At 68.8% G+C, this 22,408-nt stretch carries 21 protein-coding genes; all 21 read left to right on the top strand.

Features of this window, described 5'->3' with window-relative positions; all coding sequences use genetic code 11:
* Nucleotides 1–665: 665 nt before the first annotated feature.
* The 21 genes from Afe05nite_RS30125 (at nt 666) to Afe05nite_RS30025 (ending at nt 22,288) form a co-directional block, all read left to right on the top strand.
* Nucleotides 666–3,035, top strand: a complete 2,370-nt coding sequence (locus tag Afe05nite_RS30125; protein WP_203820623.1) for a sensor histidine kinase — start codon at nt 666–668, stop codon at nt 3,033–3,035.
* A gap of 27 nt (nt 3,036–3,062) precedes the next feature.
* Nucleotides 3,063–3,476 (top strand): roadblock/LC7 domain-containing protein, encoded by a 414-nt coding sequence (locus Afe05nite_RS30120; protein WP_203820622.1) that lies wholly within the window; start codon nt 3,063–3,065, stop codon nt 3,474–3,476.
* A gap of 175 nt (nt 3,477–3,651) precedes the next feature.
* A complete protein-coding gene (locus Afe05nite_RS30115) occupies nt 3,652–4,821 on the top strand; it encodes an ABC transporter substrate-binding protein (RefSeq protein ID WP_203820621.1) in 1,170 nt (389 codons plus the stop codon).
* A gap of 7 nt (nt 4,822–4,828) precedes the next feature.
* The gene (locus tag Afe05nite_RS30110; protein ID WP_203820620.1) at nt 4,829–5,644 is read left to right on the top strand and encodes a class I SAM-dependent methyltransferase; all 816 of its coding nucleotides are present in this window, start codon (nt 4,829–4,831) and stop codon (nt 5,642–5,644) included.
* Between the two features lie 34 nt (nt 5,645–5,678).
* Complete coding sequence (locus tag Afe05nite_RS30105) at nt 5,679–6,551, top strand: branched-chain amino acid ABC transporter permease (RefSeq protein WP_203820619.1); 873 nt, start codon at nt 5,679–5,681, stop codon at nt 6,549–6,551.
* Nucleotides 6,548–7,579, top strand: a complete 1,032-nt coding sequence (locus tag Afe05nite_RS30100; RefSeq protein WP_239118291.1) for a branched-chain amino acid ABC transporter permease — start codon at nt 6,548–6,550, stop codon at nt 7,577–7,579. Before Afe05nite_RS30105 ends, Afe05nite_RS30100 begins: the two co-directional genes overlap by 4 nt.
* Entirely contained in the window at nt 7,576–9,093 is a 1,518-nt protein-coding gene (locus Afe05nite_RS30095; protein ID WP_203820618.1) for an ATP-binding cassette domain-containing protein, read from the top strand. Before Afe05nite_RS30100 ends, Afe05nite_RS30095 begins: the two co-directional genes overlap by 4 nt.
* Entirely contained in the window at nt 9,090–9,398 is a 309-nt protein-coding gene (locus Afe05nite_RS30090; protein ID WP_203820617.1) for a hypothetical protein, read from the top strand. The genes Afe05nite_RS30095 and Afe05nite_RS30090 overlap by 4 nt, the downstream gene beginning before the upstream one ends.
* Nucleotides 9,395–10,168, top strand: coding sequence for a hypothetical protein (locus tag Afe05nite_RS30085; RefSeq protein WP_203820616.1), 774 nt, complete (start codon nt 9,395–9,397; stop codon nt 10,166–10,168). Before Afe05nite_RS30090 ends, Afe05nite_RS30085 begins: the two co-directional genes overlap by 4 nt.
* Nucleotides 10,165–10,968: a hypothetical protein gene (locus Afe05nite_RS30080; RefSeq protein ID WP_203820615.1), complete on the top strand. Its 804-nt coding sequence runs from the start codon at nt 10,165–10,167 to the stop codon at nt 10,966–10,968. Before Afe05nite_RS30085 ends, Afe05nite_RS30080 begins: the two co-directional genes overlap by 4 nt.
* A gap of 49 nt (nt 10,969–11,017) precedes the next feature.
* A complete protein-coding gene (locus tag Afe05nite_RS30075) occupies nt 11,018–11,836 on the top strand; it encodes an SAM-dependent methyltransferase (RefSeq protein ID WP_203820614.1) in 819 nt (272 codons plus the stop codon).
* A gap of 113 nt (nt 11,837–11,949) precedes the next feature.
* Entirely contained in the window at nt 11,950–13,512 is a 1,563-nt protein-coding gene (locus Afe05nite_RS30070; protein WP_203820613.1) for a hypothetical protein, read from the top strand.
* A gap of 141 nt (nt 13,513–13,653) precedes the next feature.
* Nucleotides 13,654–14,547 carry a S1 family peptidase gene (locus Afe05nite_RS30065; protein WP_203820612.1) on the top strand — a complete coding sequence of 298 codons (894 nt, stop codon included), beginning with the start codon at nt 13,654–13,656 and terminating at the stop codon, nt 14,545–14,547.
* Nucleotides 14,548–14,814: 267 nt separating this feature from the next.
* Complete coding sequence (locus tag Afe05nite_RS30060; RefSeq protein WP_203820611.1) at nt 14,815–15,387, top strand: hypothetical protein; 573 nt, start codon at nt 14,815–14,817, stop codon at nt 15,385–15,387.
* Nucleotides 15,388–15,630: 243 nt separating this feature from the next.
* Entirely contained in the window at nt 15,631–16,587 is a 957-nt protein-coding gene (locus tag Afe05nite_RS30055) for a hypothetical protein (RefSeq protein ID WP_203820610.1), read from the top strand.
* A 73-nt stretch (nt 16,588–16,660) separates the two neighbouring features.
* Nucleotides 16,661–17,992 (top strand): MFS transporter, encoded by a 1,332-nt coding sequence (locus Afe05nite_RS30050; RefSeq protein WP_239118290.1) that lies wholly within the window; start codon nt 16,661–16,663, stop codon nt 17,990–17,992.
* 143 nt (nt 17,993–18,135) lie between these two features.
* Nucleotides 18,136–19,059 (top strand): hypothetical protein, encoded by a 924-nt coding sequence (locus Afe05nite_RS30045; RefSeq protein WP_203820609.1) that lies wholly within the window; start codon nt 18,136–18,138, stop codon nt 19,057–19,059.
* Nucleotides 19,060–19,506: 447 nt separating this feature from the next.
* Nucleotides 19,507–19,815 (top strand): helix-turn-helix domain-containing protein, encoded by a 309-nt coding sequence (locus Afe05nite_RS30040; RefSeq protein ID WP_203820608.1) that lies wholly within the window; start codon nt 19,507–19,509, stop codon nt 19,813–19,815.
* A 5-nt stretch (nt 19,816–19,820) separates the two neighbouring features.
* The gene (locus Afe05nite_RS30035; RefSeq protein WP_239118301.1) at nt 19,821–20,489 is read left to right on the top strand and encodes a DUF429 domain-containing protein; all 669 of its coding nucleotides are present in this window, start codon (nt 19,821–19,823) and stop codon (nt 20,487–20,489) included.
* 207 nt (nt 20,490–20,696) lie between these two features.
* Nucleotides 20,697–20,957: a hypothetical protein gene (locus tag Afe05nite_RS30030; protein ID WP_203820606.1), complete on the top strand. Its 261-nt coding sequence runs from the start codon at nt 20,697–20,699 to the stop codon at nt 20,955–20,957.
* Nucleotides 20,958–21,121: 164 nt separating this feature from the next.
* Nucleotides 21,122–22,288 carry a hypothetical protein gene (locus Afe05nite_RS30025; RefSeq protein ID WP_203820605.1) on the top strand — a complete coding sequence of 389 codons (1,167 nt, stop codon included), beginning with the start codon at nt 21,122–21,124 and terminating at the stop codon, nt 22,286–22,288.
* Nucleotides 22,289–22,408 lie beyond the last annotated feature (120 nt).

Below are 22,408 nucleotides of genomic sequence, written 5' to 3'. Positions count from 1 at the left end.
CCGGCAACGTCCCCCGCGAAGCGACGTAGACCGAAGGAGGAGAAGCCGATGCACCCGAAGCAACCAGCCCATCAGCTTTTCCTCGGCGACGTGCAGTCCCGCGGTGGTACTCCGGCCCAGCATCCGGCCGTGCCCGGCCGGAGTACCACCGCCTGTCCCCGTCCCGGATCCTCCCGACGAGAGACTCCCTCATCCATGCCTTCCCCCGCTTCGGCGAACACAGTTGCACCGCCAATCCGCTACCAATCGTTGTGGCGGACTGCTCACCAGATGACGTCGCGACACCAACGGTCGTCATCCGACGCGACACAGTGCGCCAACCCAGCATGTGACCTGGCCTTGAAATATCCCTGTGTCCCCGCTCGGACCGCAGCACGCCTTGCTGCCGTCAGCCAGGAACCGTGGCACCGCCGGTACACGGCGTTGCTCGACGCTCGATCATGTGAGACGGCGGGCAACCTCGACCTTCTCACCAGCGCCGGCGCCATAGGTAAGTCGCAGCAAATTCCGGACGGAACACCGTCCCGCTTCGCCGGCACCGAATCTCACACGGCGACAGTGCTGGCGGTGAGTGCATGAGCAGCACCGTTGTACCGGGCCAGGCGCGAATTCCGACGCGGCGTCGGTGGTTACGGCTGGCGGACCGACGGATCCGTACGAAGTTGATGCTGCTGGTGACGCTTCCAGTGGCGCTGGTACTGGCACTAACGGCGTTCACGGCGGTGACGAGCCTGTCGGCCACAGCGCAGACGGGCGTCGCCCGGCAGCTTGTCGATGTCGGGGTGACCGGCAGTCGGCTGTCGGAGCAGCTGCAGCGGGAGCGGGCTGCCGCCGCGTTGGTGTTCGCGCAGGCCAGCTCCCCTGAGGCGATCGAGGCGTACCGGCAGCAGGGCGAGGTCACCGACCGTGCCCGCGCCAGCTTTGTGGCGGCGGAAGTCGGACTGGACACCTCGACGGGCCCGGCCACGGTGTTGCGGCGCCTCGATACACAGTTGGCAGCGTTGCCGTTGTTGCGGGAGCAGGTCCGCAGCGGTAGGGATGCGACGCAGAGTCTGGTGGTGTTCCGGTACGGGGCGTTGATCTCCGGGCTGCTGGGGTTCGGGCAGGCATTGAGTCAGACGGACGTCGACTCCAGCACCGCGGACCGGTTTCGGGCGGTGTCGACGTTGGCGCGGAGCATCGAGGCGCTCGGTGTTTTGCAGGTGACGGTGGTCCCGGCGCTCAGTGCGGGTGAAATGACGCCGGCGGCACAGCAGCAGGTCATTGCCGCGGACGCGGCTTTCACCGACAGCCAGGAGAGTTTCCGGCAGCTCGCCCCGCCGGTATGGCAGGCGCTGCTGACGTCCCAGCCGGGCGGCAAGCAGATCCTGGCTGGGGAGCGGCTGCAGGGCGTGGTGGTGCAGACCGACGCCTCCCAGCCGCTGGACCTGGGGGTGCGGCCGGCTGGGTGGGTCAACGCGATGAACGCGCGCATGCAGCAACTGCACCAGCTCGAGGATCAGCTGCTCGGCGAAGAGCTGGCTGCGGTGACCCGCGAGCGTGACCGGCAGCGCCGAGACACCCTGGTGCTCGGCATTCTGGTGCTGACGTGTCTGGTGACGGTCGCGGTGATCGGCTGGTGGGTGACCCGCTCGATGACAGCACCGCTGGTGCGGGCAGCCGGTGAGGCGACCGGTGTCGCGTTGAGCCGGCTACCCACGATGGAGCGCCGGCTCAACGAGCGTGGCGTCTCCCGCCAAGAGCTGGACGAAGCGATCGAGGTGGCAGCCCGGCCGCTGCCAGTCCCTGGCCATGACGAGATCGGCGTTGTCATCGCCGCGTTCAACGACGTCCTGGCCATCGCGGCGCGGATCGCGGCGGGACAAGCGCAGTACCGCGAGATCGTCGCCGAGGCGTTCAAGACGCAGGCGTATGAGCAGCAGCGTCGTATCGACGCGATCACGGCGAGCCTGGACGTGCAGGAGAAGTCGGAAGAGGATTCCCAGCGGTTGCAGCGGTTGTTCCAGCTCGACCAGCAGGTCACGACACTGCTGCGCAGTATCGGCACTCTGCAGTTGTTCGCCGGCGGCCGGGTCGGACGGCCACGTCAAGAACCGGTACGACTCACGGACGTGGTCACCGCCGCGGTCGGCCGCGTCGAGGGTTACGAGCGGGTGGAACACGCCAAGGTCGAGCTGGAAGTCATGGTCTCCGGGGACCTGGTCGATGAACTGATCCACCTGCTCGCGGAACTGCTGCACAACGCGCTGCGGTACTCCGCGAAGAACCGGCCGGTCGAAGTGACGGCGAGGCCGAAACAGGACCGCCTGTATTTGGAGATCCGCGACTACGGGCTGGGCCTGAACGCCGAGCAGCAACAGGACATGCAGCACAGGATCGAGAACTTCACCCTGGACGAGTTCACCGCCCGCCACTACGGGCTAGCGACGGTCGGGCTGATCGCCACACGACGTGACATCACTGTGCGGCTGAATTCGCTGGCCAAGGACGGGACCAGCGTGGAGATTGCGGTCCCGTCGCCGTTGTTCTGGCGCCAACCCGTCGCGCTTCCCCCGCCCCCGCCACCCTCGCCCCCGCCTGCGGCACCTCGCGCCGTCATGAGCAGGCCCGAAGTCACCATGCAACTGCCCGCGGTGTCCCCGCGGACCCGCATGCCGACGGCCGTGGATGCCGCAACGCCATCGCAGGGCCTAGCCGTCGCCGAAGGCCCGCAGCCGGACTGGCCGATGCCGAGAACCGCCGCGCCGATCTACGACACAGTCGCTGCCGGTCATCCCCTATTCAACCCCGGAGCATCGGCAGATCAGGTCTTCAGTCGACCGGTCACAGTGGAGTTCCTGCCGGCCAAGCCACCGCCGCCGCGACAGGCGGCGACCACGGCAGGAGGCCTGCCGGTCCGTGTACCGGGCCGCACCGCATATGACCCACCGCCTGCCTCGGCCGTCATCCCGCAGCAGCGTGACCCCGAAGCGGCAGTCGCGCAGTGGTCATCGTTCGGCGCCGGCTCCGCCGACGCCTTCGCCGTCCCAAAATAGCCGCCATCCTCACAGATTGGTTGTGTCATGACCCCCGCGACAACCGCACCGATCGGCCTTCGCCCTGACCTGAGCTTCCTGCTCACCGATTTCGAACAGATGGTCCTCGGAGCGTCCCGCACGGTCGCGGTGTCCGTCGACGGTCTGGTGCTGTGCACCAGCGACACGGTCGACTCGCGGGAGCAGGCCGAGTACCTGGCTGCCATCTGCTCGGGTATGGCATCGCTGGTCATCGGCTTGGCGCAGCAGCTGGGCGCCGCCGCGGCCGCCGACATCGGTGTCCGTCTGAGCATCGGCTTCGTGATGATTGCCGGCCCGTTCGGCAACGCCTATCTCATGACGCTGGCCCAACCCCAGGCCGACATGGGCGCGGTCAACCGGGACCTGCTCAAGCTCGGCGAATCCGTGCGTGCCGCGCTGAGCCCCGAGCAACGCCGGTAGTCGCTGACCCCACACCGATGGCACGGACTTCGACGCTTCCCCTAGCAGGGCCCGGTTCCCGCGAGCCACAAGTACCCGGTTCCACCCACCCCTCGCATCTGAACAAGGAGACACCGTGACATCGCGAACCCCTCGGCGAACTCGGCTACGGCCACGCGGCGCGGGACTGCCCCGCATGGCCGCCGCCACCGTGGCTGTGCTGGCGCTCACCGCGGCGGCGGGCTGCTCCGGCTCGAGCCTCGACGACAGCACCGCCAAGACCGACAACGTGATCACCATCGGACTGATCTGGCCGAAGACTGAGCCGTACAAGTCCCTCGGCGACGACATGGCCGAGGGATGGGATCTCTACCTTGCCCTGCACGGCGGCAAGCTCGGCGGGCACACCATCACCACGGTGACCGCCGACGAAGGCAACGACGAGGCGACCGCCCGAAACTCGGCGCGCAAGCTGCTCGACGCCGACAAAGCCGATGTACTGGTCGGTACCGCGTCGGCGGTGCCGAGCGTGGCCATCGCCCCGGAGGTCACCAAGCGCAAGGTGCCGTTCATCGGCACCGGTGGGCGGCCCTCCACCCTCGCCGACATCTCGTACGTATGGCACACCTCGTGGCTGTCCCGCGAGACCGGCGCGGCGGTCGCCCCGTACCTGGCCCAGACGGTCAAAGGCCCGGTGTACGCGATCGGCCCGGACTACCAGGGCGGCAAGGACCAGATGGGTGGCTTCACCGACGCCTTCGCCAAGGCCGGCGGGAAACTCGCCAACCCCGACGGCGCCACCGCCTGGACTCCTTTCCCGGGTACGAAGGACTACAAGCCGTTCCTGGCCAAGGTCCGCAGCAGCGGCGCCAAAGCCGTGTACTGCTTCTACGCCGGTGGCGACGCGGTGCAGTTCGTCAAGGACTACCGCGACTCCGGCCTGGGCAACATCCCGCTCTACGGGGCCGGATTCCTCACCGAAGGCGACGCTCTCACCGCCGAGGCCGGCACCGCCGACGGGATCTACACCGTGCTGAACTACGCCCCGACCGTCCCGGGCAGCGCCAACGCCGCGTTCGTGCAGGACTTCCAGGCCAAGTACAGCAAGGCCCCGACGCTGTACAACGTCACCGCCTGGGACGCCGCCCTGCTGCTCGACCAGGCCATCGCCGCAGCCGGCCCAGCCCCGACCGGTGCGTCGATCAACGCCGCGATCGCGAAGATCGGGCAGCTCAACAGCCCGCGCGGGCTGTGGCGGTTCAACGCCAACCACGAACCCGACGATCAGTTCTTCCTGCGCCAGGTCAAGTTCGACGGCCGGGCCCGCGGCAACGTCGTCATCACCACGCTCAACCCCCAGAGCTGAGGACCCCATGAGCAGCACGACCAGCACCGCATACACCTTCGACAACAGCACCCGCGACGCCCGCGACCAGGTCCAGCATCTCGCCGGCATCCTCGACCCGCACACCTTCGCCGTCCTGGACGACCTTGCTCTACCGGCCAGGGCCGTCTGCGCCGACCTCGGCGCGGGAGCCGGCACAGTCGCCGCACGACTGGCCGAGCGGACCGGCCCGGACGGCCACGTTGTCGTGATCGACCTGCAGCCGCAGCACGTGCCCACCCACCCGCGGATCACGATCCGGCAGCAAGACCTGGTCACCGCCGATCTAGAACCTGACAGCTTCGACCTGATCCACGCCCGGCTGCTGCTGATGCACCTGGGCCAGCGCGAGCAGATCCTGCACAAGCTGGCGGCCGCCCTCAAGCCAGGCGGCGCGATGGTCATCTCCGACTGGGCCACCGACCATCTCGACGACATGTTCGTCGACGGCCCCGATCCGATCCGTGAGGTCTTCTCCGCGTTCCAGCACACGATGATCGCCGTCTGCGAAGGCAACGGGATGGACTCCACCTGGGCCCGCCGTGTCCCCGCGGTGATGCGCCAAGCCGGCCTGACCGGTATCCGCGGCGAAACCTACAACCGGCTCTGGAACGCCGGCGAGCCCGGCATGGCGCTGCACGCCTCCAACAGCCGCCAACTCGAGCCGGCACTGCTGGACGCCGGCATGACCCGAGACCAGCTCGCCCTGCTCCGCGACGCCATGACAGCGCCCAAGACACCGTCGAAGGTCATGGCCCGCAGCTGGCCCATGCACACCACCGTCGGCTTCCGCCCCGCCGCCTAACCACGCTTCGACCACAGGAAAGGAGAGCGCCGCGGTGTCCACCCTGGCGTCCTACGCGGTGACCGCGCTCGGCGGGCTGGCCTACGGGCTCCTGCTGTTCGTACTCGCCGCCGGACTGGCGCTGATCGTCGGCGTCATGAACGTCATGAACCTGGCCCACGGCGCCTCCTACCTGGCCGGCACCTACCTGGCGTACCTGCTCACCGACGGCACCCTGGCCAGCCTAGGGATCGCCGTACTCGCCGGGATCACGGTCGCCGGATTGGGCGGAGCCGCCCTGAGCGTGCTGATGCGCCCCCTGAAAGGGCACACCGAGCAGGCCGTGGTCACCCTCGGCCTCGGGTTCATCGCCGCCTGGATCTTCACCCGCGTCTCCGGCGGGACCACCCTGGTACCGCCACGGCCGGCGATCCTGGACGGGCACCTGAGCGTCGCCGGGCACGGCTACCCCGTCTACCACCTGAGCTTCATCGCCGTCGCGGCAATGCTCGCCGCCGCCATGCACGCCATCCTGCACCACAGTCTGACCGGAATCCGGCTGCGCGCGGCCGTCGACGACCCGCAGATGGCCGACGCGACCGGCCTGTCAGCGGCCCGCATCCGCACCGCCGCCCTCGCCGTCGGCACCGTCCTGGCCGTCACCGCCGGAGTGCTCGGCGCGCCGGTCCTGAGCCCCGGTCCCGGCGTCGACAGCACCGTGCTGACCTTGTCCCTGATCGTGCTCATCCTCGCCGGACCCGGGGTTCGCATCCGTAACCTGCTCATCGCCGCGATCAGCGTCGGCATGATCCAGACCCTCGGCGTAATTACCTTCCCCACCCTCGCGTCGTTCTCGCTGCTCCTGGCCGTGATCGCCGCCCTCATCATCCGGGGACGCCACGGCCTGCAGGCGGTGGCCACGGCATGACCACCATGACCAACCCCGCCCCCGACACCTTCACCACCGGGTCCGCAGAGCGGCGGGCCACCGCTGACCGGGCCGCTCGCCGATGGCGCCACGCGCGCCGGGCTCTCGGCGCCGTCGCCGCGCTGGCAGCCATAGCGCTGCCCGCTCTCACCGGGCCTTATCTGATCACCCTGGCCGCGACCGCGATCGTGCTCGCCCTCCTGGCCATGAGCACCCAACTCCTCGCCGTCGCCGGCCTGCCATCATTCGGGCAGACCACGTACCTCGGCATCGGTGCCTACACCGCCGCCCTGCTCGCCGCCGCCGGCATCACCAACGGGCCGGCGCTCCTGGCCGCCGCGGCCGGGACCGCAGCGCTCGCCGCCGCCGTCCTCGCGCCGTTCGTGCTGCGGACCCGCGGCGTCACCTTCCTCATGGTCACCGTCATGATCCAAGGCCTGGCCGTAGCCGTGGCCGTGCATTGGACCTCGGTGACCGGCGGCGACGAAGGCCGGCACACCCCGGCCGTCACACTCTGGCCTGGAGACCCCCTTACCAGCACACCCGTCATCTACTGGTACACCCTGACCGCATTCGCCGCCGTCGGCGTCGGCACCGCCTGGCTGATGCGGTCCCGGCTCGTCCTGCTACTGCGCGCGCATGCCGGCCACGAGCCACGTATGACCGCCCTCGGTCACCGCGCCACCCTCGAACTCGGCGCCGGATACGCGGCAGCCGCCGCGATCTCCGGGGCCGGCGGCGCCCTGCTGATCACCATCAACACCTACGTCTCCCCCGCAGACATCAGCTTCGGTGTCGCCGCCGCCGGATTCGCCGCCGCCGCCCTAGGCACCGCCTTGGCCGGGTTCCCCACCATGACCGGTGCGCTGGTCGCCGCGGTCGCGATCGTCGTGGTGCGGGACTGGGCCGGCAGCGACGGCACCGGCCCGCTGCTGCTCGGCCTGCTCCTGCTCACCGTCCCCTACCTACGCCCCGCCGTCCTGCGCCTGCGGGCACGACGGGTCAATCGGCCGGGGGCAGCCGCATGAGCACCGTGCTGCTGCACCTCGACGAGATATCGCGGCGCTACGGCGCGGTGACCGCCCTGCACCCGCTCAGCCTCACGATCCCCACCGGCGCCCGACACGCGATCATCGGCCCCAACGGGGCCGGCAAAACCACGCTGCTGCACCTCATCGCCGGCACCCTCGCCCCTACCGAGGGCCGAATCGTTTTGAACTCCCGGCCCATCACCCGGCTGAGCCCCGCCGCACGCGCCGACCTCGGCGTCGGGCGCACCTTCCAGCACCCCGCCGTCGTCGACCAGCTCACCGTCGCCGACAACGTCGCCCTCGCCATCCGCCGGCGCCTCACCTTCGCCGTCCACCAGCGGGCGGGACACCGCGCCCTGCGCGCCGCGCGGGTCGCCGCCGCGCTGCAGCAAGTCGGGCTGACCGGCGAGGCCGCGACCCTCGCGGGACAGCTGCCGTACGGGCGACGACGCCTGCTCGAGATCGCCGTCGTGCTCGCCGCCCGCCCGCGACTGCTGCTGCTCGACGAGCCCAGCGCAGGCCTCGACCCGGCCGAGATCAGCCACCTCACCGCGGTCATTCGCGCCCTGCCCGCCGAGGTCACCGTCGTGCTGGTCGACCACCACCTCCCGCTGGTCTTCGACCTGGCCGACACCATCACCGTCCTGGCCTCTGGGCAGCACGTCGCCACCGGCGGCAGCGAACAGATCCGCAACGACGCACTCGTGCGTGACGCCTACTTCGCCGACACCACGCCAGCCACCACCCGCGCGCCCCGCAAGGGTGCGCGCCCGACGGTGCTGGACATCGAGCAGCTTTCGGCCGGATACCACGGCGCGCCGGTTCTCGACCAGGTCGACCTCACGGTCTCCGCGGGAACGGTCCACGCCCTGCTCGGCCTCAATGGCGCCGGCAAGTCCACCCTCATCAACGTCGTCGCCGGGTTGCACCCTGCGCGCGCCGGCACCCGGATCCTCCTCGACGGCACCGACCTGCGGGCCAGCCGCACCGCCCGTCACCGGGTCGCCCTCGTGCCCCAGGGACGGCGGCTCTGGACCGCCCTGACCGTCAGCGAGCATCTGGCCATGGCCGCCGCTGCCGGCCGTCGCTTCGGCGCCGGGGACGGCCCTGGCAGGGATGTCGCGGACATCCTCGACATGCTGCCGGTTCTGCGCAACAAGCTACGCCGGTACCCGGCACAGATGTCCGGCGGCGAACAACAGATGCTCGCCATCGCACGAGCTCTGCTCCTGCGCCCGCGACTGCTGCTGCTCGACGAACCCAGCGAAGGTCTGGCCCCTCAGATCATCGACCAGCTCACCACCGTCATTACCGGTGTCGCCAACGACGGGGTCGCGGTCCTGCTCGCGGAACAGAACCAGCGTTTCGCCCGCGCCGTTGCAGACCAGATCAGCGTCCTCGACAGCGGCCACATCGAGTTCACCGCGACCACCGCCGTCCTCGCCCGGCCCGACGCGCAGGCCCGGCTCGCCGAGCTCCTCGGCGTCAGCACCGCTGGGACCGTCGCATGAACCCCGTCAATCCGCGTCCCACGCGCTACGGGCTCGAGCCGCTGCTCAATGACACCCGCGCCGACCGATGGCTCAACTCCACCGGCCGCACAGCGCAGACGGCGGCCCCGGCTCGTCCCACCGCGGACGATATGCGCAGCGGGTGGCAACACCACGTCGAGCCGCTACGGCGGTGGGCCTGGACCACCGTGGCCGTTGCCGCCATCCTGATCGCGTTCGCCGTTGGCGCCACCGTTGCCCACGGTCGCTTCGCCACCCGCTGCGCGCCGTCCGTATCGGCCATGCCGGTGGCGGTGACGCCATGAGCCGCTCTCGCCGCACCCGCTCGACGACCGCCAGCACTCCGGCGCATATCCCGGGCGCGAGCACGGCACGCAAGGACCCCTGGCCAGTCACCGCCGCGACCGACCGGCCGTACACCTCAGCCGCGACCGCTCGCTTAGCCGAGCACGATCCGGACGTCGCGCAGTGGGCTGGCTTCGTCACCGAGCTCCTCGCCATCGGCTTCGACGCCGCAGATCTGGTGAGCATCGCCGCCGAGGCGGCAGCCGACCGCGACTATCCACACGACGTCAGGGACCTGATCTCACGACGCGCGTGCCAACTCGCCCAGCATGCCTGCCACCCAACCGCCGCCGCGGCGCTGTCCGCGACGCGTACCCGCGCCCTCGTGCTGGACGACGCCGGCCACCACCAGCAGGCCGCCGAGCTCTGGGGTCAGCTCATCATCCAGCACCACGACGCAGGCCAGGCAGGCCAGGCCCAGCAGGCCCGCGTGGCCCACGCCACCTGCCTGCACCGCCAAGGCCGTTGTATCGAAGCCCTCGACCAGATCACCCTCGCCTGGCAGACCGCCACCAAAGCATCTGACGACGACGCGCCGACGGTGGCCACGGTCCTGCAGCTGTACCGGCTGATGCTCGACGCCTGTCACCCCCGCCCCGGAACCGCAACCACGCCGGTAAGCCCGCCCCAGCCGGACATGATCGCGGTCCCCACACCAGTCGCCGACGCCGGCGAACATCAGCAGATCTGCGCCTACCGGGCGCCCGCGCGCAGCCGAGCCCGCCGATGACCCCCGACGAGCAGCAGGCCCTGGCCGAATCGGTCCCCCTGGCCCGCCAACTACTGGCCAACGGAGACCGCGAGGGCGCCGTCGCCCTGCTGGATCTACATCTGAGCAAACTGGATCCGGAGCTGGCGCCCGACGACCGGGTTCTGCTGGAAGCCGCCGCGCTGCACTGCGCCCTGACCGGTGACCTGCGCTGGCTGCACTACAGCATCCGCGCAGGCCACAACATGCCACGGCCACAACCACGGCCGCTGTCCCCACGTCACGGCGAACCCCGCATTACCGGCCACTCAGGCGACCTGGCACCCGAGCCCGGCCGGCGCCGTTCGCCCGACAACGCTGCCGTCTCGGATACGAACCCGCCGATGCAAGTGCTGAGCGACGCGCAGACCTTGCACGTCCAGGGCCGCTGCGGCGAAGCCATCCGCACCGCCACCCGAGCGCTGAATCTCTGGCGCAGCCAGTTCCACAGCGCCGAAGACGCGAACGGCGGGGCGACTCTGCTGGTGTGGCTGGTCGCCCTGCTGTGTGCCTGCTGCCGCGATGACGACGCCGAGGCCCGTCTGCTCGCCGACGAACTACTCCTCCCCGAACCGGGCACGCCCGAACGCGAGGAGTTCGCCGTCTACGGCATCACCACTCTCACCAGGGCCTGCACCACGCATGACGACATCTGCGCGCGCGGGCAGCTACCGCCGTCGCTTGCCGAGCTCGGCGCTTCCGCGACTACCGGTGCAGCTGCCCGCCCATGGCACGAGCGCCGCGATCGCTGGTGGCGGCTGCTTCTCACCGGTGCGCCATGACCAGCATCGGTCACCGTCTTCCGCTCCGTTACCAACTTCGAGGCAGCTCATGACCCACGACGCACCTCATTTAGACACCACTACGGCGCACCCAGCACGCCGCTACAACTACTGGCTGGGCGGCAAGGACAACTTCGCTGCCGACCGCGCCTCCGCCGACGCCATCGAACGAGTGTTTCCCCACATCCGCACAGCGGCCAGGGAAAACCGTGCGTTCCTGCAACGCGCCGTGCGGATCCTTATCGCAGCGGGCGTGCGGCAGTTCCTCGATATTGGCACCGGCCTGCCCACTGCCGACAACACCCACGAGGTCGCCCAGCAACTCGCCCCGGACGCCCGCGTCGTATATGTCGACAACGACCCTCTCGTCATGGTCCACGCCCGCGCGCTGCTGACGAGCTCCCCCGAGGGGCGCACGGCCTACATCGAGGCTGACCTACGCGAGCCGGCCAGGATCCTCGGCCACCCGCAGCTGGCCGGCACTCTCGACCTGTCGAAACCGGTCGCCTTGATGTTGGTGGCCACCCTGCATTTCTTGTCCGACGACCAGCAGCCCTACACCGCCGTCAAGCAACTCGTGGACCGGCTTGTACCGGGCAGCTATCTGGCCGCCACCCACGCCACCACAGACTTCCTCGACGCCCAGACGCAAGCGGCATTGGTCGCACAAAACAACGACATCATCGCCCGTGACCGCGAGCAGTTCACCCGCTTCTTCACCGGCCTGGACCTTGTGGAACCGGGTGTCGAGGTCATCACCAACTGGCGACCCGATCCCGGCGTCACCATGCCACCGCCCGAGCACGTCTCGATGTACGGCGCCCTCGCGCGCATCCCCGGCATCACCAAGCCCGGCGACTCCCGATGAGCGGCCAGCCGCACCTCGCTACGGGAACCAGCGGAGGCCAGAACCCACCCGCTGCGCTGGCACGATACGCCCCGAGGTCCGCACCTGACGAGATCCGGCTCGTCGAAGCAGCCTTGCACTGGATCGCCAACGTACGCGGACCAAGCCCGCTGGTTAGCGGCTGGGCGCAGTACGCCGCGGCGGCGAGCCAGCGGATGCGCCCTTCAGGTGACCTGCTGGTCCAACGGGCCGCGCTCGCTGACGCCGCCATCCGCGCGGGGATACTGCCTTCAGCCGACGGCTCCTGCCGGACGGCGGCCGCTGCCGCAGCCTTGATCGCCGACACCGGCCGCGCACCAGCCGATCAGGAGTACGTGCTCGACGGCCTGCACGCCTATGCCAGCGTGCACGAGCGGGGCTTCTGCGCCGTCGCTCACTCCGGACTGCGTCACATGCGCATGCCCGCCGAATCGCATGACGGACCGCGCTTCACCCTCTTGGCGACCCTTGTCGTGTCCGTCGCACTGCTCAGCGCCTGTGGCCGCGATGATCTCTGCGCCACGATGCTCGACGTGCACGCAGCGCAGCTCGAACCGGCTGGCACCTGCGGCCGGGAACTGTTCGCCACCTTGGCCCTCGACCTCACCGACTGGATCCGCGAGTCGCACCGCGGCGTGTGTACGCATGCCCGCAAAGAACCATCCGATCGGCACCGGTTCTCCGCTTTGCTGCACGGGGAGCCACCCGCCCGGCATCACAGCCCCCTCGCGGCCGGCAGCCGTGCCGCATCAGTGCCTGCGGCAGGAGCTCACCCGGCCGCACCTGCTGAGGGCGCTCCGTCCCTGTCTTTGGACGGAGTCCTGTATGGACTCAGTGCTCATGCTCAGACACTGCGTCACCGCCAGCTGCTGCATGCCAGGCCAACCAGCAGCAACGTCTGGCTGGTCTGCGACACCTGCCGGATCGCTCTGCGCCTGGGCGCCTCCGTCGTGCGCACCGACCTGCCCGACACGTTATCGGTGCCCATCATCACTGCCGGCAGACCCGCGTGGCAGCACCGCACTGTCAGCCGAGCGATGTGGCGACTGCTCAGCGACCACTGCGGCCACGAGCTGCGGGTACTCACCCAGGTCTCGCCCGCCTGGCGCAAGTACGCCGTCACGCCCACCGACCTGATCAGTCAGCCGGGCACCGACCCCGCTCCCGAGATCACCCTGGACGCCTACCTCACTGGCTGGCCAGGCCAGTCCTCGATCACGCATTTCGGCGGTGCAAGGCCGGCGCCGGCAGAGCAACCCGTCGACGGCGAAGTCAGCCTTGTCTGCCTCACCTGCCGGCTCGACGTGGTGCTCGGTCGCGTGAGCGCCTCGCCCGGCGCAGCCATCACCATCGGCCGGCAGCTTGCGGCAGACCATCCCACGGCGACGACCGCGGTGATCCGGATGCTTACCGAACACACCGGACACGACTTGATGATCTTCACCGACAACAGCCCCTGGGACTTCTACACCGAGGCCGGCGACTGGGGCACCACCGTCGAGACCGACAACGACAACTGGCCCCCCTTGATCGGCAACATCACCCACCGGCAGTACGTCGACGGCTGGCCCGAAGCACCCACACGCCGCTACTACCGCGGCAGCGACCCGCTCGACGCGTCCCATGCTCCCGCACCGCCACCCGGGCCGGCGTCGTGAAGCCCTCCCCGGCCGCGCTAGGCGCGGTAACGATCACCCCTCCTGCGCAGCACCTTGTCGACCCGCTGCCGCCGGCAGCGGGGCAGCCCACGCGTGCGACCGGCGTGCCTGGGCCCAACCCCTCCATCAGTAAGGACCGTAGTGACCGTACGTACATGGCTGGCCGGCATTGCATCCGCAGGTCTGGCCCTGACCACCCTTGTGACTCTCAGCTCGCAGCCGGCCGCGGCGGCCGGCGACGAACCTGGGGTCATGATCATCGGCGGTAACGATGCCACCGAGAACTACTCGTTCGCGGCGCGGCTGCTGACCACCTACGCCGGGCTCGGCGTCGCCCGGTGCACGGGTAGTTTCGTCACCGACCGCGGCCGGATCGGCGTGGCGACCAACGCGCACTGCGTCAGCGACCTGGACACCGGTGCAGCCATGCCGGCTTCCACGGTGCAGGTGCAGGCCGGCTCTACGCACCTGGACCAGCTCACCACTCTGCAGGCAACCCGGGTCGAGGTCTTCCCGACCTGGGACTGGGGCACCGGCGACGACCCGTTCGCCGACGTCGCCGTGGTGAACGTGACGATCCCCGCCGGTCTGCGCATCACCGCGGTGCCGCTCGCCGACTGGGTACGCGCCCGCCAGAAGGTTCGCCTGCTCGGCTGGGGCAAGACTTTCTACGAGGCGACCGAGCCGCCCGCGGTGTTGCAGCAGCTCGACACCCGGCTGACCGCCCACAGCGCGTGCGCGACAGCCGGCATCACCGCCGGTGAGCTCTGCGTTGCCCCGGCCGCCAACGGCGGCCAGGCCTGCTTCGGTGATTCCGGCGGCCCGGCGCTGGGCCGGCGCGGTCGTTCGTGGGTGGTCCTCGGCGGTGCCAGCCGCGGCACCGACGAGAGCACCTGCACCGGGCCGCTGGTCTACACGGACTTCGTCTACTACTCGCGGTGGATCGGCCGGCAGCTGGCCGGCGAACACACACCGCGTTCGCCCCGGCACGTCGACCCCAGAGCCGCTCGGAGGTTCTGGGGTCTCGCCGGCTAACCCTTGCAGGGCGGGGTGCCCCAGCGCCGTCCGGTCGGGGCACCCCGCCCTCGGCAGCCCAGCCCGCGCTAGCAGGCACAGATTCATCTGGAGATGTCCGCAGCAACCGGCCCGCAGCCACCGTCGCGGCCACGGATCCTCTCAGCCTCAGTCACCAACTGGCATTCATCACGAACGGGAACCCAGCATGACAAACCGATCAGAGACGACAGCGACCGAGAGGCAACCCACCAGCCTCGGGACCGCCGCGAATCCGGCAGGTGCGCGATGAGCACCGGATCGAGGCCCGTTGCCGGCGCCGACGCCGCCTACTTGCTGATCGGCAGCGATTCGATCTCCGTGGGGTGCGATCTGCATCCGGACTTCACCGAGTCCCACGGGTTCGACGAGGGCCGCCGGGTGCCGGCGACGTGGGTGGTCAGTGTGTTGGCCAGCCATCTCAAAATGCACCCGGCGCCGCCCCAGGAGCCCCCTGCCGAGGAGCCGGCCAACCCCACAGCCACCGCAGTGTCGAAGCTCGACTCATTCGGCCAGACAGTCGCAGCTCACTGCCGTTGGGCCATGGCCCACAACGACGGCGACCCGAGCAGCACATGGCCAGGTCCCCTGCAGCTGGCGGTGGCATTAGTCCTCGGCAACCACCTCTACCTCAGCGGCATGGGGCCTGGACCGGGCTATACCCCTCAGCAGGCCCTGACGTTGCTGTTCGAGGGGATGCCACACCCACCATCGGACGCCGACGCCTGGATCCAGGCCATTCGCGCAGAGAGCAGGCGGCCCGGAGGTAGGGAACAGAGCGGTCTGGTGCTGCCGTCTGCCTATCTGCGGCTCGAGCACTGACGGCCGGCGAAGAAACCTGGTGTCCTGAGCGCGGACCTGCAGCGCCCGCCGGCCCGTGTCAGCGTCGGCCATGGGCACGAAGGCGGCCCTCTGGGACCTCTGGCCTGAACAGGGCCGGCAACTGCTCGGACGAACGGGCACCCCTCGCCCGATCGCGCACCGCTCGGCGGAATCACCACGCCGGTACACCGCACCTCCCCTGCTCACCGTTGTCGCATCCATGCCAGCCAGAAGGAATTGTCCATGACCCAGCAACCGCGCTCCTCCCGCCGCCGCATTTACCTGGCCACCACGGGCGCGGCCACGCTGGTTCTGCTCACTGTTCTGGTCGTCCGGACGCTGACGTCCTCTGCGCCGGCCGTTGCGCTCACCGACACGCTGATCGGGCCACCGCCGGCGACCGCGTCTGCCGAGCCTGGCGCCTGCACACCGCCTGATCCGCTCACTCCACGGCAGCTACGCGAGGCCGCTCGGGCTCCGGTCGTGGCACCGGCGCCTCTGGGAACCGCGCGTCCCGCCGCTGCCCCTCTTCGCGCTCTGGCCAAGAGCATCACTGCCGGCGCCTGCGACACCAGTGGCCGGTACGACTACGTGCAAATGCGGCAGTGGGTGATCGATACCCGCGCCGCAGGCGGCCGCGCCACGCTCACCACCGCGCTGCTGCAATACGAACACTGGTTAGCGGCCGACGGCTCCGGGCGCGCCATCGCGGTCACGACGCGCACCCCGGCCGCCGAGAACCCGCCGACCGACGACATCTATCCGCCCGGCGCCAGCCCGGTGACCCCGGGACCGATGCCCGCCGATGCGCGCCTGGCTCACGACCGCCTGAACAGCATCACAGCGCTGGCGGCAGGCCCGCACGCCGCGCTGCAAGCAGTTGCCGACCTCAACCAGTGGCAAGTCCCCGGGCGTGCGGCCCGCGCTGCTCTGCTGAACGTGCTGGCCGACACCGACAGCCTGACCTATCACGGCACCGTCACCGACCGCGCCGGACGACCGGGATTCGCGGTCGCCGCGACCAGCAACAACGGTGCCAGCCGCGATCTGCTCCTCATCGACCCGACCAGCGGGAACCTGCTCGCCCACGAACAGACAGCCCTGCGAGACCCCGGCAAGCTGGGTATCACCGCGCCCACCGTCCTGTCCTACACCCTGTACGTCGCCCAAGATCACACCGCCACGGTGCAGCAGCGATGACGACCGGCCAGCGCGACATCGCCACGGCAGCGACGGCGCCCACGCCGTCGCTCACACCACCGGGCACAGCCTCGTGAGCACGCCGTCCGCCGTCCGCTGGTTCCTGGGCATCCACCTACCGGCGCCAGCAGCCCGGTCGGCGGAGATCAGCGCCGGTGGGACGCAGCCGTCGCGGGCCGACAGCCAGGCCCAGACGGCGGGGCTGGCCGGCCTGCTGGCAGCGGCGGCGTGTGCGCTGACCGCGCAGCGGATCCTGCTGGTCGCTGTTCCGTGGCTGGTCCTGACCGAGACCGGCAGCCCGACCGCGACCGCACTGGTCAGCGCCGTACAGGTCACGCCGATTCTATTCGCCAAGCTGTTCGCGGGCCCGCTGCTGGATCGAGTCGGCGCCGCCCGGATCGCGGTCGCCGGTGATCTGACCTGTGCCGCCGGGATGCTACTGCTCGCTGCGGCCGGGTCACCGCCGTTGTGGCTGATCGTGGCGGTCATGGCCGCGGTCGGTGCCGCGCAGGGCCCGTCGGCGGCGGCGAAAACCGCCGTGCTCGCCGAGGTGACGAGCACCGTGCCGCGGCCCACGCAGTGGGGAACCGGCCTGATGACCACCGTGGAGCGCTGCGCCACCACGCTCGGCCCCGCACTCGCCGGGCTGCTGATCGCTGTCGTGGGCGGCCAACGCCCGCTCTGGCTCGTCGCCGCCCTGTTCGCCAGCGCGTCACTGTTCGCCCGCACCTACATCAGCAGCGCGCCGGCGGCCGCACGCCACGGCTACTGGGGCGAACTCGCCGACGGTGCACGTTTCCTGTTCCACGACCGTTCGCTCACCTCGCTGCTGGTCATGTACGGCGTCACCAACTGGCTGGACGAGGCCCTGCTCGTGATACTGCTGCCGCTATGGGCCCGCGCAGGCGGCCACAGCCCGGCGGTGATCGGCGCGGCCATCAGCATCGCCGGCGCCGCCGCGATCGGCACGGCGCTGCTCGCGGCGTACGCCGGCTATCGTCTGCCGCGCCGTGGCACCTATTTGGTTGCCGCCATCATCTCCGGTCCCACCCGGTTCGCCGCTCTGGCCGTAGGTCTTCCACCCGCTGCGGTCCTGGCCGTGTTCGCGGTTTCGGGGCTCGGTTCCGGGCTGCTCAGCCCGCTCGCCGACGCCGTCCAGCTCGAACGGATCCCTGCGGAGTTGCGAGGCCGCGTCTTCATCCTGAGCAGGGCCGCCGCGTGGATCGGCATCCCGGCCGGCGGCATCACCGGCGCCGTGCTGAACGCCTGCGTCGGCCTGAGTGCAGCGCTCTGGATATGCGCGGCCGGGTTTCTCGCGGCGGCCGTCTACCCCAGCTGGCGGGTCATCTGGAATCCGCCGCCCGATGAGCACCGTCGAAGCTCTCGATACGGCTGCCATCCCTGAGCGGGCACACCACCACGGGGTCAGCCACCAACGCGGCGACGCGACCGAAAACCGACTACGCAGATCGCCCGCACCAGCCAGCATCGGCATCCGCATCCGCATCCGCATCCGCATCAACCAACAGTTACCGAAGGGACCTCAAGGTGACCATCCTGCTCCCGACGATCACCTACAACTACGAAGGTGGCGGCTTCGACAAGGCGACCCAGCGCCACCACTTCAAAGGCCTGCAGAACACCCTCACCCGCGCGCCGAACCCGCCGGCCCTCATCCTGTTCTGCGAGGCCAAGCACTACGAAGCATCAGGCAACATCGGTCTCTACCAGGCCGCCGAAGCCATCACCGACGTCTTCGGCGTCCCCTTCGCCGCCCTGCTCGGTCGCGGTGACCGCGGACCGATCCCACCGGCGATCTTCTACGACACCAGTCGCCTCATCCCACGGTCTTTCATCGACCGCAGCGACCCTGACCCGTTCACCGACCAGATCAACATCTGCCGATTTGCCGTCCTCGATAGCCGCGACGGCACCGGGCGCCGCCGGGAACTGATCGCCGCCGTCGACCATTTCCCCGGCGAATCCCCGGACGCACGCGTCAAGGCCGCCAGCCGCCTCCATCGGTGGGCGAAAGACCCGACCCCCGTCATCCTCGGCGGCGACCTCAACGAACAACCCTCCGGCGATCACTACCCGGGGTGGGAACCCGACCTGTGCACGCCGTTGGTCCGACGCCGCAAGGCTCGCCAAATCGACGGACGATGGGTCCACTCCACCGACGCGCTCGACAGCCTCGTCGGCCACTGGAACCCCGACCGCGCGAGGCGCGAGGACAGCATCGGCTACCACCTAGTCTCCGAGCTCGCATGGCAGGCCAGCGGCCGAACCGCCGCCATCGAACCGACCGTCGTCGACAAAACCGGCGAAATCCGTCTCACGATCGACCACCTCATCGCCAACGACGCAATGCGGCCGCATGTTGCCGCCGGCACCTTCCGCACCTTGCCCGCCGGCGCAACCGAGGACGAGGCATCTGACCACATCGCCGTCTATGCCGAACTCACCCTCTGAACCAGCGCCGGCCACCAGCCTGGCGGCAACGGGAAGGACCGACCTCGTATGGAGCTGGACGAAACGCCTCGAGGACCGGCTCACCGACCCGGCGAACCTGCAGCCATACCTGCTGGCCATCGCATCCGAAGGACATCCGCTACCGCCACGCCGCAGGATCTATGCCATCGCGGACGTTGTCGGCGTCGAGCCCGGCGATCTAATCCTCAGCGTCCAGAAACAACTTGCGGGCGACGAACAAGCAGTAGCCGTTGCCTTGGACCAGCTCGAAAACATGGTGGCTTCGCGATGTCCACCCTCGGGTCCCGCCATCTAACTTGCCGGCCTTGAGTCCGCGGCATCTCGACCCGATGCAGCAGCGAATTGCACCACATCGCCACTGGCTGACGTGCAGCCTCACAACGCCTACATCTGCTGCGAACCACCACCGACCCCGAGAGGACCGGCATGCCCACTGACGTACAGCAGCACCGCTCTGCCCGACGGCATCGCTTCGCGTACACCGACAAGTTCCGGTCGCTGACCAGCAGCGACCGCGAGAAGGAGTTGACGCTGCTGAAGAAGCTCTACGAGCAAGACCGGCTGACGATCCGGCAGATGGCGTCCTTGGTCGAGGCATCCTACGGCTTCATGCAAAAACGCCTCGCCGACGCTGGCGCATCGACCAACATCACGAGAAGGAAAAGACCACCCGTCTCGGCCGAGGCAGCCGCCACCGTGGCCGCCTTGCCCACCCGGCTCCGGACGCGTCCTTGACGCGGGTGATCGGTGTCGATGCCTACGCTCTCGGCTGGGTCGCCGTTGAACTGCACGACGGCGCCTTCGCCCGGGCCATACTCGCGACCACGCTGTACGAGGTCGTCGTCAACGGCTCCGGCGCGGCGGTGATCGGCGTCGACGTTCCCCTCGGGATGATGCCCGACCGGTGGCGGGTCGCAGACGCGCTCGTGGCGGAACAGCTCGGCCCGCGCCGCGGCAGCGTCTCCCGGATCCCGCCGGAGCCGGTATGGAATGAACCAAATTTTGCTGCCGCGAACAAGCGGTGTCGTGAGTTGACCAGCCAGGGGCTCAACCGGCAGGCATGGTCTCTGCGCCGCAAGGTGCTTGAGGCCAATACCCTCTGGCAACGGCATCCCACCCTGTTGTTTGAGGCACACCCGGAGCTTTCCTTCCGCACCATGGCCGGTGAGCCGCTAGAGCACGCTAGGAAGACCTGGGCCGGGCAGAACCATCGACGTCAGCTGTTAGCTTGCAACGGTATCGATGTCCCGGACAATCTCGGCCCTGCCGGTCAAGCACCCGCCCACGACATCTTCGACGCAGCAGCGATCGCCTGGACCGCACATCGCAGAGCAACTGGCGAGGCTTACAGCAGCCCCAGTCCGCCGGAAGACAACGGCAATGGTGTCTATGCCGCAATTTGGGCCTGAGACTTCCGCCGCGGTCTTTGCGTCTCCCGACCAATGCCGCGGCCATGAGCGGCCATCGTGCTGCTGAATGCGGTCCAGGGGTGCCCAGCACGTAGGCAGCAGAGCTTCCCGCCAGCTCTGCTACCAACACCCGCCAGCCGTCAGATCGTCTAGAGACTTCGACCCGTAGAGCATGCGCCTCCATTCGAACATGCGTACGATCACTACATGGCTCGTGATGATCATCGGCACTGGTGGAACGGCAGGTGGGGTCCCGTCCAACGGCGCGACGTGTACCTGCGCACTGCAGGCGATCAGTACGTCGTGGAAGCACGGGAGGGCGGCGCGGCGGGCACCTCACGGACGTGGCAACCACCGGCCGAGGAAGACGCGCTGCAGCTCGTCGATGAGCTACTCAACGATCAACACGGCTGGCGCGAGCTCACTGTCCGTCCGACCTCTGCTGAAGATCGAAGCCCAACGCCGTAGCTGATCACACCCCAAGACCTGCACGTTAGTCCACTGCGGTGAGGGAAGCGTTGTCGGCGGCAGATCCGTGCGTTGGCTGGCGATCGTAGACGGCTCGAGACCGTGGACTGGTTATGGAAATGTGCTAGGTGTCGGCCAAGAGGTGGTCGTACGGTTGCCCGGTCATGTTGAAGGCAACGGTCGCTGAGGAGTTGGTGTGGGCGGGTGTCACTCGTCCTCCGGTTCCGCTCGTCTACTTTGACCTGAACCACTACATCCAGCTGGCCAAGGCGAGCCGTTCGGCGGCCGGCCACGCGAGCGAGGGTGGCCGACCTATCGCCGTGCTACCCGGGTACGCAGACCTCCTGGACGCAGCTCGCCGCGCGAAGGCAGAAGGACGAGCGAGGTTCCCGCTCTCTGGCATTCACTTCATGGAGGTCGCGCACGCTGTGCCGAGCCCACGTCAGCGCGGCCACGTCGCCGACGTCATGGAGGAACTTTCCAACTTCGGCTACCTCCTCGGCCGCCCCTTCTTGGTCCAGCTGGAAATCGCTGCTGGCCTCGACAAGATCTACAACAGCCCATCTAGCTACGCCCCAATGCCGCTCTTACACAGCTCTGCCCTTTGGGCGTTCGGCCACCTCGGCGGGTTCAAGTTCGTCGACGAAGCCGGAAACGATATCGAGCCCCAACTCCGCAAAGAACTCGGCGACGAAGCATATGAAAACCGCCTGGCCGAAATGAACTATATTCGCGAACGAAAGCTCCTCGAAGGCCCCCAAGACCGCGAGATCGCCGACCTTCGTGAGCGCGGATATGCTCCCGAGATCTACGCGACCGGCGCTCAGAGCCGCCTGGATTTCGAGCTGGAAACCTCAACCATCTTGAACGACAAATCGGCCTGGCGACGCGGTCGCCTTCGCGATCTCATCTTTGGTCGCGATGTCGCCCACGAGTGGATGACCCTCTTCGTCCTCCATCTCAAGCAGCGCGAACATGATGGACTACGGCACGACCTCCTCGAACCCGCAGAAATGATCAACCTCTGGGCTGCCATGCCCCAGGTCCAGGTCGCCATCAGCATGAAGGCCCACTATCATCGCAATCCTTCACGAGTATGGCGAACCAACGATATAGCCGACATCGATGCCCTCGCAGTTGCCTACGCCTACTGCGACGCACTCCTCACCGACAAGGAAGCACGGGCCGCACTCGTCGGCTCCTTAGAATTGCGCACCTTCGGTGCACATCTTCCGACCAATGCACGGGAGATGGCACAGTGGCTCGACGATCTCCCAATCCTGCCGAATCCAGACGGCCAGGTCCTACATCTATTGCCGCGTTCGGGCTGAAGTTGTCGGCAACGGGCGGCTGTGCGTCTTTACCACGCAATCAATGGCGACTAACGCTGAATGGCACCGCATACCATGTTTCGGGCGGTTAGGGCCGTCCTGCCCTCCGCTGAACCACGC

The organism is Paractinoplanes ferrugineus, assembly GCF_016862195.1.
GTDB classification, from domain to species: Bacteria; Actinomycetota; Actinomycetes; order Mycobacteriales; family Micromonosporaceae; genus Actinoplanes; species Actinoplanes ferrugineus.
Note: the sequence above shows the minus strand (reverse complement) of the source record. Positions and strands in the feature narration are given on the sequence as shown.